Raw genomic sequence first — 15,807 nt, 5'->3', positions numbered from 1 at the left:
CAATACTTTTGCCTAAGAGCATAGCAGAGATAGATATTTATGATTAAGTTGTTGATAATAAAATACATGCATCATTTAAGACTGTTTATGCAACTGTGAAATGTTAAAACAAAGAAGCTAATAGACGAATCTCCACATAAACATTTATTTACAAGTATGAATCCAACAGTTGATATTAGAGAGCTCAACGAGCGCATTGAAAAGGAAAGTGCGTTTGTAGATACCTTGACAATGGGTATGAATCAAATCATTGTAGGTCAGAAACACTTAGTCGAATCGTTGTTAATCGGATTGCTGTCTGATGGTCATATCCTATTGGAAGGGGTTCCTGGATTGGCAAAAACATTGGCAATAAAAACGTTATCTCAGTTAGTTGACGCAAACTATAGCCGAATTCAGTTCACTCCTGATTTATTGCCAGCCGACGTTATTGGTACTATGATTTATAGTCAGAAGAAAGAAGAATTTAATATTAAAAAAGGACCGATTTTCTCTCATTTTATTTTGGCTGATGAAATCAACCGTGCTCCGGCAAAAGTGCAGAGTGCATTGCTTGAAGCGATGCAGGAACGTCAGGTTACCATTGGAGATCATACCTTTAAGCTTGAAGAACCCTTTTTAGTATTAGCAACAGAAAACCCGATAGAACAGGAAGGAACCTATCCACTGCCAGAAGCTCAGGTTGACCGTTTTATGTTGAAGGTAATTATTTCTTATCCTAAAAAAGAAGAGGAAAAAGCAATTATCCGACTTAATATGATGGAGTCGCTGCCTATCGTAAAACCATTGATTAAGCCTTCTGAAATTGTTGCTGCCCGGAATGTAGTACGTGAAGTTTATGTTGATGAAAAGATTGAACGTTATATAGTTGATATTGTATTTGCTACCCGATTCCCTGATGAATATGGCATTAAAAATTTGACTAATATGATTGCATATGGAGGGTCGCCACGGGCTTCCATTAGCCTTGCCATGGCATCAAAAGCATATGCTTTCATCAAACGTCGTGGTTATGTTATTCCCGAAGATGTTCGTGCTGTTTGCTATGACGTGCTTCGTCACCGTATCGGTCTCAGCTATGAGGCTGAAGCCAACAATCTGACTTCGGAAGAAATCATAAGCGAAGTATTGAATGCTGTTGAAGTACCTTAGTGATTGTCTTTTAGTGTGTAAAGCCTGCAAATTGATTGTGGGTTTTTTGTTGATGATTGCAATTTTTATCGCTGAGAATAATGGAAACAACAGATTTATTAAAACGGGTACGTCAGATTGAGATAAAAACACGGGGATTGTCCAATGACATCTTTGCCGGAGAATATCATTCTGCATTTAAAGGAAGAGGAATGACTTTTTCTGAAGTGCGTGAATATCAATATGGAGACGATATAAGAAACATTGATTGGAATGTAACGGCGCGTTTTAATCACCCGTTTGTTAAAATTTTTGAAGAAGAGCGTGAATTGACAGTTATGTTATTGGTCGATGTGTCGGGCAGTCGTGATTTTGGCACCATGTCACAGACAAAAAAAAACATGATTACCGAAATAGCTGCCACGATTGCTTTTTCTGCCATTCAAAATAAAGATAAAATTGGTGTCATCTTTTTTTCTGATAAGATTGAAAAATTCATTCCTCCACAAAAAGGGAAGAAGCATACCTTATATATCATTAGGGAACTGATCAATTTTGAACCAGAAAATAGTAATACAGATATTTCAATGGTTCTTGAATATTTTACATCGGCCATTAAACGTCGTTGTATTGCTTTTTTGATCTCGGATTTTATTGATGGTGATTTTGATCGTGCCATATCTCTGGCTAATCGTAAACATGATGTAGTAGCCTTGCAGGTTTATGATCCGAGGGAAACCGAGCTTCCGAATATTGGTCTGATGAAGGTAAAAGATGCTGAAACAGGTGAGCGATTGTGGGTTGACACTTCAGATCGTCGTTTGCGTATGGCTTATCATAACTGGTGGGGCGAAAATCAGATTAATTTGCAGCAAGTGCTGGCAAAAAGTCATGTTGATTATGTCTCTATTAGCACTGATCAGGATTATGTCAAAGCTTTGATGAGGCTTTTCAAACAACGTTCATGACCTTTGATTTTTTGTAAATGTTCCGGATTAATACTTGAAACATGAGAACAATTCGACACATATTTCTTTTTATTGTAGCAATTTTTATTGCTCAAGGGGTTTTTTCACAGAATGTCTCTGTGAAAGCATCCATTGATTCAACATTGATTTTGATCGGGAAACAATCCCATCTGACGTTTGAGGTAGCACAACCTAAAAATGTCAACGTGCTTTTTCCGGTGATAACCGATACATTGATCAATGGAGTCGATGTGGTAGCCCGTACCAAACCTGATACTACCGATTTAGGACACGGTCGGATTCAAGTGCGACAAGTTTATACCATAACTTCTTTTGATACAGCATTGTATTATATTCCTCCGTATGATTTTATTAATGGAAAGGACACGTTCAAAACTACGCCCCTTGGATTTAAAGTTTTGACTTACTCCATTGATACGACACGCCAGTCTATTTTTGACATTAAACATATTATAATGCCTCCTTTTGATTGGATTCATCTGTGGGAGATCGTGTTTCTTATCTTGCTGATTCTTTTGTTATTGATTTTGGGGGGATACTATTTATGGAAGAGGGTGTTGAAAAAACCGATTCCATTTATCAAAGTTCCGGAACGTATTTTATCTCCTTATGAAGCAGCTATAGAGGCATTGAATGAAATTAGTCACAAAAAGATATGGCAGCAAGGACGAGAGAAAGAGTATTATACGCAATTGACCGATGCATTACGAAACTACATTGAAGGCCGGTTTAATATTCCGGCATTGGAGATGACTTCTTCTGATTTGTTAGATGAGACAAAATATTTTCAGAAAGAATACCCGGCTGCCTATGATAGTCTGAAAAAGGTTTTGCAAGTGAGCGATCTTGTGAAATTTGCCAAATGGCATCCAATGCCTGATGAAAATGAACTAAGCTTGAATCTTTGTTATCTTTTTGTCAATCAGACGAAAGAGGAGGAAGTGGTTCCCCCGGAAAATGCACCGGTTTTGTCTGGAGAGAAACAGACTGACAATCACCAATCTGACAAATCGAATTAAATAGAAATAAAATATGGTATTTAGAAATCCTGGTTTCTTGTTTTTGTTGCTGGTGCTTTTGCCCATGATTGCAGGGTATTTTTGGAAATTACGCCAGTCGGATGCAAGCATGCAAATATCATCAACCCGCTATTTTGCTGGTTTTCCTAAAACAAGACGCTTGTATTTGAGGCATGTTCCGTTCATATTTCGTTTACTGACAGTTATCATGTTGATTATTGTTATTGCCAGACCGCAGATTTCCAATGCGGTGTCTAATAAAACAACTGAAGGTATCGATATTATGTTGGCAATTGACGTGTCAGGGTCCATGCTGGCCAAAGATTTTACCCCGAATCGTATTGAAGCTGCTAAAAATGTTGCAGCTGAGTTTATAAATAGTCGTCCGAACGATAATATTGGATTGGTTATTTTTGCCAGTCAGGCATTTACGTTATGCCCATTGACGACGAATCATGCGGCTTTATTAAATCTGCTAAAGACAGTAAACTTTGGTGAGATCAATGACGGAACTGCAATTGGAGTTGGCTTGGCTACTGCAATCAACCGATTACGTAATAGCAAAGTGAAATCGAAAGTTATTATATTGCTTACCGACGGATCGAATAATACCGGAGATATTGCACCTTTGACAGCGGCTGAAATAGCAAAAACTTATGGCATAAGGGTTTATACTATTGGAGTTGGGACACGTGGATTGGCTCCTATGCCTGTGATGACTCCTTTTGGATTGCAATATCAAAATATGCAGGTTGATATTGATGAAGGCACTTTGCAACAAATAGCCACTATGACTAATGGTCAATATTTCAGAGCTACGGATACGGAAAGATTGCATGAGATCTATCATGATATTGATCAATTGGAAAAGAATAAGATGCATGTTAAGGAATTTTATCATAATCAGGATGATTATATGTTGTTTGCTTTGCTTGCATTGTTGTTCATGACTATGGAACTGGTGTTGCGCTATACCATATTACGAAAGATTCCGTAAATGAAAATTGTTTTAGAAACCTGCTGAGTCATTAAATAGTAAAAAGACATGTTTCAGTTTGCACAGCCTAATTATTTATTCTTGTTATTGTTAGTTCCGCTCATTTTACTGCTGTTTCTGTACAGTAGAATTATGAAACGAAAAAATATTGCCCGCTTTGGTAATCCTGAGTTGGTCAAATCGTTAATGCCTAATTATTCTTCGTCACGTCCAGTTGTAAAGTTCTATTTGCTTTTGGCAGCCATGACATTGATTATTTTAGCTCTGGCAAGACCTCAGTTTGGAACAGGGACGGAAACTGTTAAGCGGCATGGCATTCAGGTGATGATTGCGGTTGACGTGTCAAATTCCATGAGAGCTACGGATGTATCGCCTGATCGTTTGGATGTGGCGAAACAATTGCTGTCTTCCCTGATTGATAAATTGTCCAATGATCAGATTGGTATTGTTGTATTTGCGGGAGAAGCACAGGTACAGCTTCCCATTACCTCGGATAATATTGCTGCAAAAATGTTTTTATCCAATATCAGCACGAATATGATTTCATATCAAGGTACTGCAATAGGATCAGCTATTGATTTGTCTCTTAAATCATTAGCTTCTACTTCAAAAGCAGGGAGGGCTATTGTACTTCTTACTGATGGTGAAAATTTTGAGGATAATGCCATTGATGCTGCGAAACTGGCAGCTAAGAAAGGAATTATGGTTGATGTAGTAGGCGTCGGTACGCCGCAAGGATCTCCTATTCCGATCTCTGGAACGATGAGTTATATGAAAGATCAGCAGGGCAATGTGGTTGTGACACATTTGAATGAACAAATGTGTAAAGAAATTGCTGCTGCTGGTAAGGGGATTTATGTACGTGCCGACAACTCAGATAATGCTTTGAGAGCTGTAAATAATAGTTTGCAGCAATTGGCAACTGCGCCTATTGAAAATGAGGTTTATTCAACCAGTAACGAACAATTTGTCAATTTAGCATGGTTAGCTTTCTTTCTTTTATTGATAGATATGATTATACTGGAAAGAAAAAATAAATGGATCAATCAGTTTAAATGGTTTTGATGATATGAGACAAGCATGCTTTGCAAACAGGAAAAAATTTGAAAAGGCTAATGTATCCGTTTCATATAGCCGTCAATTAAAAAAGTATTTTCGGATGAAAGTCTTCTTTGTTTTGTTGGGTGGACTACTAATATATGTACCGGCATTGGCACAAAAAGGAAATAATGAGATTCGAAAAGGTGCCAAATTGTATGACACACAAAACTACAGTGGTGCTGCCAAGTTTTTTCAGAATGCGCTTAACAAGAATTCAAAGTCATTTGATGCTGTCTATGATTTAGGCAATGCGTTGTATCGTCAAAAAAATTATAAGGCCGCTATGTCTGCTTATCAGAAAGCCTTACCCTTGACAAAGAATAAAATACATCTTGCACATGCATTTCATAATATAGGAAATATAATGATGGATCAGAAGCAATATGAAAACGCATTAAAGGCTTATCGTTCCGCTTTATTGGCAAATCCAAACGATAATGAAACGCGCTTTAATTATGCATATGCAGCTGAGATGCTTAAGCATCAGCAAAATAAAAATAATAATAATGGAAAAAATAATCAGAAAAACCAGCAGAATAAGCAGAATCAAAATCAACAGAAGAATAAGAATAATACCAACGGAAAAAATAACTCGAATAATCAGAATCAGAACAATAACAACAATCAACAACAGCCCCAGGGTGGAGGCATGTCCAAGCAGAATGCCGATCAGATTTTAAATTCTATTCAACAAGAAGAAAATCAGGTTCAAAATCAAATCAATCAGCAACGGGTTCAAATGCATTCACCCAATCCGGCTAAAGATTGGTAATTGACGATAAGATCAGTAAATAAAAGGAATAAAATAATTATGAGAAAAGTCGGATTAATTGCAATTGCCATATTCATGACTATCAGTGGAGGTTATCTTCATGCTGGTAACATTGTTTTTCAGGCAAAAGCACCGTCATCGGTTGTGATGGGGTCAGCATTTCAATTGGTCTATTCGATTAATACATTGGCAGATCCCAACGAATTGCGGACACCGCCTATTTCAGGTTTTGATGTTGTTGCCGGTCCTTTTACAACGCGTTCCGAACAAAGCATAAATGGAGTTTATAGTAGCTCGATGACCTTCACTTTGATGCTGATGCCCAAGAAAGTCGGTACATATTCCATTGGTCCGGGATCAATTACTGTAAATAAACAACGGTATATGTCTAATGGATTATCTATTAGAGTTCTACCGCCAGATAAAAATGCTCCACGGCAATCAGGTGGAGGTGGATTCAGTTCTGAAGGAGGAACTTCGTTTCAATCAGCTTCAAATCAGGATGTTTTCATGAGGGCTATTGTCTCCAAAACAAAGGTGTATGAGCAAGAAGCGTTTCTTGTAACATATAAACTTTATTCTATTCCTGATATTGTTGGATTTGAAGATGTCAAATTCCCTGATTTTAAGAATTTTGTAATGCAACAAATTGATTTGTCAAATGATCGTCAAACGCAATTGGAGCATTACAATGGTAGGAATTATACAACTGCTGTGATTTATCAGGTTTTATTATTCCCGCAACGTTCCGGAGTCATTACAATTGATCCTGCTTCATGTACTGCAATTATTCGATTACGTAATCATGCCAGAGTCAGAAGTATTTTTGATGACTTTTTTGATACTTATCAGGATGTCAAGAAAGTCTTGGTAGCTCCCTCAATTCGTATTGATGTAGCTCCTCTGCCGTCTCAAGGCAAGCCTGCTACTTTCTCTGGGGCTGTAGGTAATTTCCAACTTAGTTCAAATTTGTCCAAAACTATTGTAAAGACTAATGATGCAGTAACTCTAGAGGTTACAGTTTCAGGTACCGGAAATTTGAAGCTGATTAATAATTTACCTGTGACCTTCCCACAAAGTTTTGATACTTACGAACCTAAAGTTGACAATAATTATCGCACAACTTCTACCGGAATTACAGGAACAAAAACAATTGACTATTTGGCAATTCCTCGTCAGGCGGGTGATTATACTATTGCTCCGGTCTCATTTTCTTATTTTGATGTAGCAACACATAGTTACAAAACACTTTCAACACCTGCTTATAAAATTCACGTAGATCAGGGACCGGTAAGCAACAATTCGGTTGTGAATAATATGACGCAGAAGGAGAATGTGAAATTATTGAATCAGGATATCCGTTATATTGATACCAATAACTTTAGAATTTCCAGACGGCAATCATTTCTGATACAGTCTAATCTCTTTCTATTAGCCTATTTAATAGTTTTGTTAGTGGTTATTGGATTGTTCTTTATTTTCAGAAAGCAAGCACGTGATAATGCAAATATTGCCTTGACCAGAACAAAAAAGGCGAATAAAATGGCTCTAAGACGTATGAAATTGGCATCGATTTATTTGAAGCAAAACAATAAAGAACAATTTTACGAGGAAGTGCTTAAGGCTATTTGGGGATATATGAGTGATAAACTCAACATTCCGACGGCTGACTTGACTAAGCAAGCCATGGAAACCGGATTGTTAAACCGTAAGATTGATGTTACACTAATTCAACGCTTAATGGAATTGTTACATACTTGTGAATTTGCACAATATGCACCTTCGCAAAGTGTGCAAGCCATGGATAAGATATTCGATGAGGCGGTTGCAGTTATTGAAGCACTTGAAGGAAGTATTAAATAACTATTTAATAGTCAAGATGAAACGAATTCAATTTCTTTTGATATTTTTTTTAGCAGCAATGATGATTTCTGCTCAGGAAACTTCCTTGCAAAAAGCTAATGCATTATATGCAGAAGGGCAGTATACCGCTGCTGCTGAGCAATATGAAATGATTGCCCAAATTCAGGGAGAATCTCCTCAACTGTATTACAATTTGGGTAATGCATATTATCGTAATGGTAATTTGGGAAAAGCAATTTTGAATTATAATAGAGCTTTGCTTTTAGACCCGAACTATGGTGACGCGGAATTTAATTTGAGGATTGCACAACAAAAAGTCATTGATAATGTAGATGTGACATCCGAATTTTTCTTAGTGCAATGGATGGCTGATTTTGGTGATTTATTATCATCAAATCAATGGGCAATAATGAGTATTATTACTTTTGTCCTTATGTTGTCAATGGGTTTGTTTTATCTTTTTTCGACGTATCGTCAACGTAAAAAATTTAGCTTCAATATCGCTATCTTTATGTTTTTTATCACTATTGTAAGTTTTGGTTTTGCTGAAAAGCAAAGTCATAAAGTGATGGATAGTACTGCAGGGATTATCATGGAGCCTGCTATTACAGCTAAGGATTCTCCATCACTTAACTCGAAGGATATGTTTGTGCTTCATGAAGGGACAAAGGTGACAATTGATAATCAAATTTCAGGATGGACTGAGATCGCTCTTCCTGATGGGAATGAAGGTTTCATTCCTTCAACCAGTATAGAAAAAATATAAACCTAAACTCTTGTTTATAACAAGATTGAATGCAATAAAAAAGAGGATGTCCTTTTGGATACCCTCTTTTTTGTGTTGCGGAGGATGGACTCGAACCACCGGCCTCCAGGTTATGAGCCTGACGAGCTACCAACTGCTCTACTCCGCGATTTGGTTTTGCAAAGGTAGTGCTTTTCTCTTGTCAAAACAAACTTTTCTTACAAAAAGTGATATAAAGTATATAACACATTGTTTTGTAGTATCTTACTCGTATTACCCGGATATATAGAGTTATGGTATCCGTAATATGATTGACTCTTCTTTTTGATTGTTGCTTTTAATTGTTCCTGACGGATTTGGCAACAATATATTATTTTTGATAAAACATTTGTGGTCATATTTATTTTATTTATATTTGCACAATAGCTTTTTGTTTGTATAATAAAAATGCGATCATGAGTATGTGTAAATAATAATCTATATCATGAAAAGATGGCTAATATTGGCAGGATTTTTGCTTGTGTGTTTAACGGCTTATAATCAAGCCGATGTGATAATTCCCGAATCGTATGCTCCCGGAAATGCTTCGGTTGCACGCATTGGTGAGTGGCTTCCTTTTCAAAATCCAGCATTGTTGGATGGAGTTAATCATCCCGCAGTCTCAATGATAATTGAAAATAGATTCACAATCAGAGAATTATCTACAGAAGCAGCATCACTTCAGATTCCCTTTCATCCGCTTAAGGTAGGCTTAGCAGTTTCGCACTTCGGATTTTCGACATATTCTGAAATGTTGGTTGGTATAGCAGCAGCTCATACTTTCGATAAGTTATTAACTTTAGGCATTCAAGTAGATTATTATAGTGCTTATTTTTCGGGGGAACAAGGGAATAAAGGAGCTTTGTTCGCACACGTTGGACTCCTGTCTCAGATTACATCGGATTTCTATATTGGCTTTTCTACCTTTAATCCGACTCGTCAAAAAGTATATTATCAACTGATAACCAAAGATATCCCTTCTGTGTTTACTCTTGGATCATGTTATCGTTTTTCAAATCAATTAGTATGGCTCACCCAGCTTACGAAAGCGGTTAATGCAGATGTTCAATGGGGGACTGGATTTGAATATAATCCGACAAATGTTTTGGCGATCCGTTTTGGCGGATATGGTGCGCCGTTTATTCCTACTCTGGGTGCAGGTGTACAGCTCAACCAATTTCGTATCAATGTGAATTTTGAAAAACATCCTGTCTTGGGAATTACCTCGGTTGGCGGATTACAATATCTTTTTTAGTAAATATCCCTATTTTACACTGATGATTATAAATCGCATAGTATCAATTGTGTGGTGGGCATGGTGCTTTTTTATGTTTGATGTCCTTGTTGTTCAAGCACAAAATAAAGATAACGAAACTGCAGAAATCATTGCTCGGATTTATGAAGATATGTCTGCAAATAGTGAAGCTGATATTGATTTTTCCACGCTGGAAGAAGACTTAAATTATTTTGCCCAGAACCCTGTCAATTTGAATAACACAACAAAGGAAGAGCTGCAGAAGTTACAATTTCTTTCTGATCAGCAAATTGAAAACCTTTTGTATTATCTCTACCGCAACAAGCCTATAAATTCGTTGTATGAACTCCAATTGGTAGATGGCTTTGATGAGTTTACTATCCGAAATTTGTTGCCTTTCGTCTATGTTGGCAAAATGACGCCTCTAAAGTCGAAATTGCCATCCCTGGCAACTATTTTCAGTGAGGGTAAACATGAATTTTTGTGGAGGACTGATCGTACACTGGAGCAAAAAGAAGGTTATACTTCTACTGATAACGATTCCTTAGCGTTGGCTACGAATAAAAAGTATGTTGGAGATCCTTATTATTGCTCGTTGCGATATATATTCCGTTATCGCGACAGAATTGATATGGGACTTATAGCAGAGAAGGATGCCGGAGAACAGTTCTGGGGATCTTACCATAAAGGCTTTGATTATTATTCGGCTTATTTACAATTGAATGATATTGGTATTCTAAAATCTTTGGTTATTGGAAACTTTCGGGCTAATTTTGGACAAGGCCTTGTGATACATCCTGAATTGACATATAGCAAAGCCAACGATGTTGTTAATGTTTTACCTCAGAATGCGGGTATCCGAAAATGCTCTTCTACAGATGAATATAACTACATGAGAGGTATTGGAGTTACGTTGAAAAAAGGAATTTCAACGTTTTCTTTATTTTATTCATATCGGTTTCTTGACGGAGATTCCACTGGTAATGCGATTACAACCATAAAAACAGATGGATTGCACCAAACAATGAGTGATTTAGCACGGAAAGGAACTATAGGTTGGCAAGTAATAGGGGGCAATATGAGTTGGCGATTCCGAAATCTTCATGTTGGAGCGACATTGACGGATATGCGTTTATCTATTCCTTTACATCCAACTATACGACTTGATAATCGATTTGATTTTTCTGGAACTCATCAATTAGCCGGAGGTGTGAATTATCAGTTTCGGTTGCATCCTTTTAATTTTTTTGGAGAGACAGCTATGACAGATCAATATGCTGTGGCAACGATCAATGGTTGCTCCTTTTCTCCCATTTCAATCTTTCAGATAGTGGCACTTTATCGCCATTATTCTCCCCGTTACTCTGTGCTTTTGTCTAATGGTTTTGCCGAAGGTTCATCCATTCAGAATGAAGATGGGTATTACTTTGGAGTTAAAGCCAATCCTATTAAACACTGGCAATTCTCTTTTGCAGCAGATACTTATTCATTCCCGTGGCTGAAATATTCGGTGGGCAGACCTTCAAACGGTTATGATCTCTTACTGACAGCTCATTATGTTTCTTCCCATGCCCTAGAAATGTTTTGGAAAATAAGGTATAAACAAAAAGAAAAAAATTTTAATACAGCAACCACTACTTATTTTACCGGAGAATACAGTACAACAAATGGATATTATTCTTTGGCTTATAAGTTGGACAATCATTTTGCATTGAAAAATATTATTGCTGTAAATCATGGGATTGACGCTATTACTAAGTCACACACCGGATATTTGCTCGCTCAGGATTTTTCATACACACCATCGCGAGTTCCTTTGGCCATTAATATGCGCTATGAATTTTTTGATTCTCCTGCCTACGATACGAGATTTTATGTTTATGAAAAAGATTTGCTCTATGTCTTTGCCATTCCGATGTTGTATGGGAAAGGAAGCCGGTATTTTCTGAATATGCGTTACACAATGAATCAACACTTGACTTTCTGGTTCAAAATTGCGCAAACAATTTATGAGGAGGTTAACACAGTAGGAACAGGACTTGAAACTATTCATCATAATCATAAAACAGATGCCAGAGCTATGTTGCGTTGGAAATTTTAGGGTGAAAAATCTCGAAAAGATTACGGGATAATTTTAGACGAAAGTAATTCATAATGAGAGGTTTTGTTATTTTGACATAATAGCTGCCAATTATTTGCTGAAAAATGACTACTTTTGTACTCTTATCAAACTACTATGAATTTGATTCTTTTATCGCATACAAAGCATCATTATTAATTGTGCTTTCAAACAGTAGGCAATAAAGAAAATTATTTTTCGGTGGATTTTGGCTTGCCATACTGTGGGTGGGCCTTTTTTATTCATCCAACACATAAAATACTCAACTTATACTTTCCCTGTTATGTTACGAATTGCAGTTCAATCCAAAGGTCGTTTATATGAAGATACCATGTTTTTGTTTTCTGAAATTGGTATTAAACTGGGCAGTGCCAAGCGTACATTATTAATACCAGCCTCCAATTTTCCGATTGAAGTTTTGTTTCTTCGTGATGATGATATTCCTCAGTCTGTTGCCGATGGAATTGCTGATGTTGGGATTGTAGGTGAAAATGAATTTGTGGAACGTGCCGTTGAGGCTAATATCGAAAAACGGCTGGGCTTTAGCAAATGTCGTCTTTCGCTCGCTATCCCGAAAGAGGAAGAATATACGGGATTGCAATGGTTTGAAGGGAAAAAAATTGCTACATCCTATTCGCATATTTTGAATACTTTCTTTGCTCAAAAGGGTATTCACGCTCATACTCACCTTATTACCGGTTCTGTTGAAATTGCCCCAAGCATTGGCCTTTCTGATGCGATTTTTGATATTGTAAGTTCAGGTAGTACTCTGGTTAGCAATCATCTGAAAGAAGTTGAAGTGATTATGAAATCCGAAGCTGTTTTGATTGGAACGCCAGGATTATCTGCAGATAAACAGATAATTCTGGATGAATTGATGTTTCGTATTGATGCCGTCCAAACTGCTGAAGGTAAGAAATATATATTGCTTAATGCTCCTAATGAACAGTTAGACAATATTATTGCTGTATTACCCGGAATGAAAAGTCCTACTATTATGCCTTTGGCTAAAGAAGGTTGGAGCTCAATTCATTCTGTATTGGATGAAAAACAGTTTTGGGAAATCATAGGAAAGTTGAAAGCACTTGGAGCTGAGGCTATTCTTGTAATTCCGATTGAGAAAATGATTCTTTAGATTATTATAATCATTGCCACTATTTTATCACATATATGATTCAAGTTATCAAAAATCCTGCTGTTGAAACTTGGGACTCGATTTTGAAACGTCCTGTCATGGATACAACGCGACTGTTTGCTACAGTGCAGCCTATTTTGGATGCTGTACGTGACAGAGGCGACGAAGCTCTTTTGGAATATGAGCAGCAGTTTGACCATGTTACGCTGGATGCGTTACAGGTAACAGAAGCAGAAATTACAGAGGCTACTACGAAAATTCCACATCAATTGAAAGAGGCTATTTCGCAAGCTAAGCGGAATATACAGAAGTTTCATGAAGCACAAGAAGATGAATTACCTTATATGGAGGTTATTCCGCAAGTTCGTTGTTGGCAAAAACGAATTCCTATTCAAAAAGTAGGATTATACATACCTGGAGGAACTGCTCCGCTTTTTTCGACTGTTTTGATGCTGGCCGTGCCCGCACAAATTGCCGGATGTGAAGAAATTGTTTTGTGTACACCTCCTGATAAAGAAGGAAAAGTATATGATGCAGTTCTTTACACAGCTCATTTGTGTGGTGTAACCAAGATTTTCAAAATAGGTGGTGCACAGGCTATTGCGGCTATGGCTTTTGGAACAAATAGTGTTCCAAAGGTTAATAAAATTTTTGGGCCTGGTAATCAATATGTAAATGCGGCGAAACAATTGGTAGGCTTAAATGAAGTTGCCATTGATATGCCGGCCGGTCCATCAGAAGTAGCCATATTGGCGGATAGCATGGCTCGACCAAAGTATATTGCTGCTGATCTTTTATCTCAGGCTGAACATGGAGTGGACAGCCAGTCTGTTTTGTTTACTGTTGATGAAGAACTGATTGATCAGGTGTTGGTGGAGTTGGAAGTCCAATTGGACCTTTTGCCGCGTAAGGATCTGGCTCAGCAAGCCTTAAAGCATAGTAAAATTATTTATATTCCGAAAATAGAAGATGCTATTCGGATGATTAATGAATATGCACCTGAGCATCTGATTATTATGACGAAAAATTATACTGTTGTGGCTGAACGCATTGTTAATGCCGGGTCTGTCTTTCTTGGTGATTTTAGCCCTGAAAGCGCAGGTGATTATGCTTCAGGGACAAATCATACTTTGCCGACAAATGGTTTTGCAAAGGCTTACAGTGGGATTACGCTCGATAGTTTTACCAAAAAGATTTCTTTTCAGGAATTGTCGCGTGATGGGCTGATGATGCTGAGTAATGCTATTGAGATTATGGCTGAAAACGAACAACTGACTGCTCACAAAAACGCAGTAGAGATTCGTTTGGAACGCATATATCGTGAAGATGAGGATGATTTATCGTGGCGTCACTAATGCATTTCGTCAAGGCGTATAAGACAAGTAATATATAACCCGCTTATTCATTTTATAGCAAAAAGATGGCAGAATCAAATTTTGTGGATTACGTCAAAATTTTTTGTCGCTCAGGCAAAGGGGGCGCTGGGTCCATGCACTTTCACCGTGAAAAATATATTCCTAAAGGAGGACCTGATGGCGGTGATGGTGGACGTGGTGGACATGTGATTTTGCGTGCGAACAAGAATTATTGGACATTAATTCATTTGAAATATGCCCGTCATATCTTTGCGGGTGATGGGGGAAGCGGAAGTAAAAGCCGAAGCTTTGGTAAAGATGGAGAAGATCAGATTATTGAAGTTCCGTGTGGCACCGTTGCCCATGATGCCGAAACGGGCGAATTTATTTGTGATGTATCTGAGGATGGTCAAGAAATTATATTAATACGTGGAGGGAGAGGAGGCCTTGGTAATTGGCACTTTAAAACTGCAACGAATCAAACTCCCCGATATGCTCAACCGGGCGAACCACGTATAGAAAGATCTGTTATTCTGGAGTTAAAGGTTCTGGCTGATGTGGGATTGGTTGGCCTCCCGAACGCCGGAAAATCTACATTGTTGGCGGCTATCACAGCTGCGAAGCCTGAAATTGCTAATTATCCTTTTACTACCTTAGTCCCCAATCTTGGAATAGTGGCATATCGCGATAACAGATCATTTGTCATGGCAGATATTCCAGGGATTATTGAAGGGGCTCATGAAGGCCGTGGATTGGGTTTGCGGTTTTTACGACATATTGAACGGAACGCCATTTTGTTGTTTATGATTGCTGCTGATTCCAAAGATATTGCCAAAGAATATGAGGTTTTATTGGATGAATTAAGAGCATATAACCCTGAGTTGCTTGATAAGCAACGTATTTTGGCAATTACCAAATCGGATTTGCTGGATGAGGAGTTAATGACCGAAATGGAATCTGAGTTGCCTGATGTGAAATATTTATTTATTTCATCTGTCACGGGCTTTGGTCTCTCAAAATTGAAAGATATATTGTGGGAAGAGTTAAACGATGAATCCAACAGAGTAATGACCTTAAGCCATCATTTGCCTTCTAATGTCATTTTGCCACAACATAATGCTGGTTTGGAAGAAGAAATGGGGGATGATTCTGAAGTTGAATATGATTGGGATGAATGAGAATTTTGATTCTGTACTACTAAATTATTGTTTATAATGCTGCTTAATAGCCTTATGAAGGGCTTTGAAATGATGTTGATTGATTGGATTCCGGATTTAATTGATCAAT

General features: G+C 37.6%; 13 protein-coding genes and 1 tRNA gene. 13 read left to right on the top strand and 1 reads right to left on the bottom strand.

Annotated features, from left to right (window positions below; genetic code table 11):
* Positions 1-156: 156 nt before the first annotated feature.
* The 8 genes from FHX64_RS06400 (at position 157) to FHX64_RS06365 (ending at position 8,638) form a co-directional block, all read left to right on the top strand.
* Positions 157-1,152, top strand: coding sequence for an AAA family ATPase (locus FHX64_RS06400; RefSeq protein WP_183412958.1), 996 nt, complete (start codon positions 157-159; stop codon positions 1,150-1,152).
* Positions 1,153-1,232: 80 nt separating this feature from the next.
* The gene (locus FHX64_RS06395) at positions 1,233-2,099 is read left to right on the top strand and encodes a DUF58 domain-containing protein (protein WP_183412957.1); all 867 of its coding nucleotides are present in this window, start codon (positions 1,233-1,235) and stop codon (positions 2,097-2,099) included.
* Between the two features lie 41 nt (positions 2,100-2,140).
* Positions 2,141-3,139, top strand: a complete 999-nt coding sequence (locus tag FHX64_RS06390) for a hypothetical protein (RefSeq protein ID WP_183412956.1) — start codon at positions 2,141-2,143, stop codon at positions 3,137-3,139.
* A 13-nt stretch (positions 3,140-3,152) separates the two neighbouring features.
* Entirely contained in the window at positions 3,153-4,136 is a 984-nt protein-coding gene (locus FHX64_RS06385; protein WP_183412955.1) for a vWA domain-containing protein, read from the top strand.
* A gap of 48 nt (positions 4,137-4,184) precedes the next feature.
* Entirely contained in the window at positions 4,185-5,201 is a 1,017-nt protein-coding gene (locus FHX64_RS06380; RefSeq protein WP_183412954.1) for a VWA domain-containing protein, read from the top strand.
* A gap of 94 nt (positions 5,202-5,295) precedes the next feature.
* The gene (locus FHX64_RS06375; protein WP_183412953.1) at positions 5,296-6,009 is read left to right on the top strand and encodes a tetratricopeptide repeat protein; all 714 of its coding nucleotides are present in this window, start codon (positions 5,296-5,298) and stop codon (positions 6,007-6,009) included.
* Between the two features lie 39 nt (positions 6,010-6,048).
* Positions 6,049-7,872 (top strand): BatD family protein, encoded by a 1,824-nt coding sequence (locus tag FHX64_RS06370; RefSeq protein WP_183412952.1) that lies wholly within the window; start codon positions 6,049-6,051, stop codon positions 7,870-7,872.
* Positions 7,873-7,888: 16 nt separating this feature from the next.
* Positions 7,889-8,638: a tetratricopeptide repeat protein gene (locus tag FHX64_RS06365; RefSeq protein WP_183412951.1), complete on the top strand. Its 750-nt coding sequence runs from the start codon at positions 7,889-7,891 to the stop codon at positions 8,636-8,638.
* Positions 8,639-8,713: 75 nt separating this feature from the next.
* On the opposite strand, the gene FHX64_RS06360 is transcribed toward FHX64_RS06365, so the two are convergent.
* Positions 8,714-8,786: transfer RNA gene (locus FHX64_RS06360), tRNA-Met, on the bottom strand.
* Between the two features lie 315 nt (positions 8,787-9,101).
* Between FHX64_RS06360 and FHX64_RS06355 the strand changes: the two genes are divergently transcribed.
* From FHX64_RS06355 to obgE, 5 genes are all read left to right on the top strand, one after another.
* The gene (locus tag FHX64_RS06355; protein WP_183412950.1) at positions 9,102-9,911 is read left to right on the top strand and encodes a hypothetical protein; all 810 of its coding nucleotides are present in this window, start codon (positions 9,102-9,104) and stop codon (positions 9,909-9,911) included.
* A gap of 22 nt (positions 9,912-9,933) precedes the next feature.
* Positions 9,934-12,012, top strand: coding sequence for a helix-hairpin-helix domain-containing protein (locus FHX64_RS06350; RefSeq protein WP_183412949.1), 2,079 nt, complete (start codon positions 9,934-9,936; stop codon positions 12,010-12,012).
* 301 nt (positions 12,013-12,313) lie between these two features.
* Positions 12,314-13,165, top strand: coding sequence for an ATP phosphoribosyltransferase (gene hisG, locus FHX64_RS06345; RefSeq protein WP_183412948.1), 852 nt, complete (start codon positions 12,314-12,316; stop codon positions 13,163-13,165).
* A 38-nt stretch (positions 13,166-13,203) separates the two neighbouring features.
* On the top strand, positions 13,204-14,520 hold the full coding sequence (gene hisD / locus FHX64_RS06340; RefSeq protein ID WP_183413544.1) for a histidinol dehydrogenase: 1,317 nt from the start codon (positions 13,204-13,206) through the stop codon (positions 14,518-14,520).
* 65 nt (positions 14,521-14,585) lie between these two features.
* Positions 14,586-15,698 carry a GTPase ObgE gene (gene obgE / locus FHX64_RS06335; protein WP_183412947.1) on the top strand — a complete coding sequence of 371 codons (1,113 nt, stop codon included), beginning with the start codon at positions 14,586-14,588 and terminating at the stop codon, positions 15,696-15,698.
* The last annotated feature ends 109 nt before the right edge of the window (positions 15,699-15,807 follow it).

The sequence above is a fragment of the Microbacter margulisiae genome (assembly GCF_014192515.1).
GTDB lineage: Bacteria > Bacteroidota > Bacteroidia > Bacteroidales > Paludibacteraceae > Microbacter > Microbacter margulisiae.
The sequence above is the reverse complement of the archived record's forward strand: the minus strand, read 5'-3'. Positions and strand labels throughout refer to the sequence as shown.

Excerpts from the sequence above, each read along its gene's own strand:
- hisG (WP_183412948.1), top strand. The coding sequence starts at position 12,314 with ATGTTACGAATTGCAGTTCAATCCAAAGGTCGTTTATATGAAGATACC.
- FHX64_RS06370 (WP_183412952.1), top strand. The coding sequence starts at position 6,049 with ATGAGAAAAGTCGGATTAATTGCAATTGCCATATTCATGACTATCAGT.
- FHX64_RS06350 (WP_183412949.1), top strand. The coding sequence starts at position 9,934 with ATGATTATAAATCGCATAGTATCAATTGTGTGGTGGGCATGGTGCTTT.
- FHX64_RS06365 (WP_183412951.1), top strand. The coding sequence starts at position 7,889 with ATGAAACGAATTCAATTTCTTTTGATATTTTTTTTAGCAGCAATGATG.
- FHX64_RS06400 (WP_183412958.1), top strand. The coding sequence starts at position 157 with ATGAATCCAACAGTTGATATTAGAGAGCTCAACGAGCGCATTGAAAAG.
- FHX64_RS06390 (WP_183412956.1), top strand. The coding sequence starts at position 2,141 with ATGAGAACAATTCGACACATATTTCTTTTTATTGTAGCAATTTTTATT.
- obgE (WP_183412947.1), top strand. The coding sequence starts at position 14,586 with ATGGCAGAATCAAATTTTGTGGATTACGTCAAAATTTTTTGTCGCTCA.
- FHX64_RS06395 (WP_183412957.1), top strand. The coding sequence starts at position 1,233 with ATGGAAACAACAGATTTATTAAAACGGGTACGTCAGATTGAGATAAAA.
- FHX64_RS06375 (WP_183412953.1), top strand. The coding sequence starts at position 5,296 with ATGAAAGTCTTCTTTGTTTTGTTGGGTGGACTACTAATATATGTACCG.
- FHX64_RS06355 (WP_183412950.1), top strand. The coding sequence starts at position 9,102 with ATGAAAAGATGGCTAATATTGGCAGGATTTTTGCTTGTGTGTTTAACG.
- FHX64_RS06385 (WP_183412955.1), top strand. The coding sequence starts at position 3,153 with ATGGTATTTAGAAATCCTGGTTTCTTGTTTTTGTTGCTGGTGCTTTTG.
- FHX64_RS06380 (WP_183412954.1), top strand. The coding sequence starts at position 4,185 with ATGTTTCAGTTTGCACAGCCTAATTATTTATTCTTGTTATTGTTAGTT.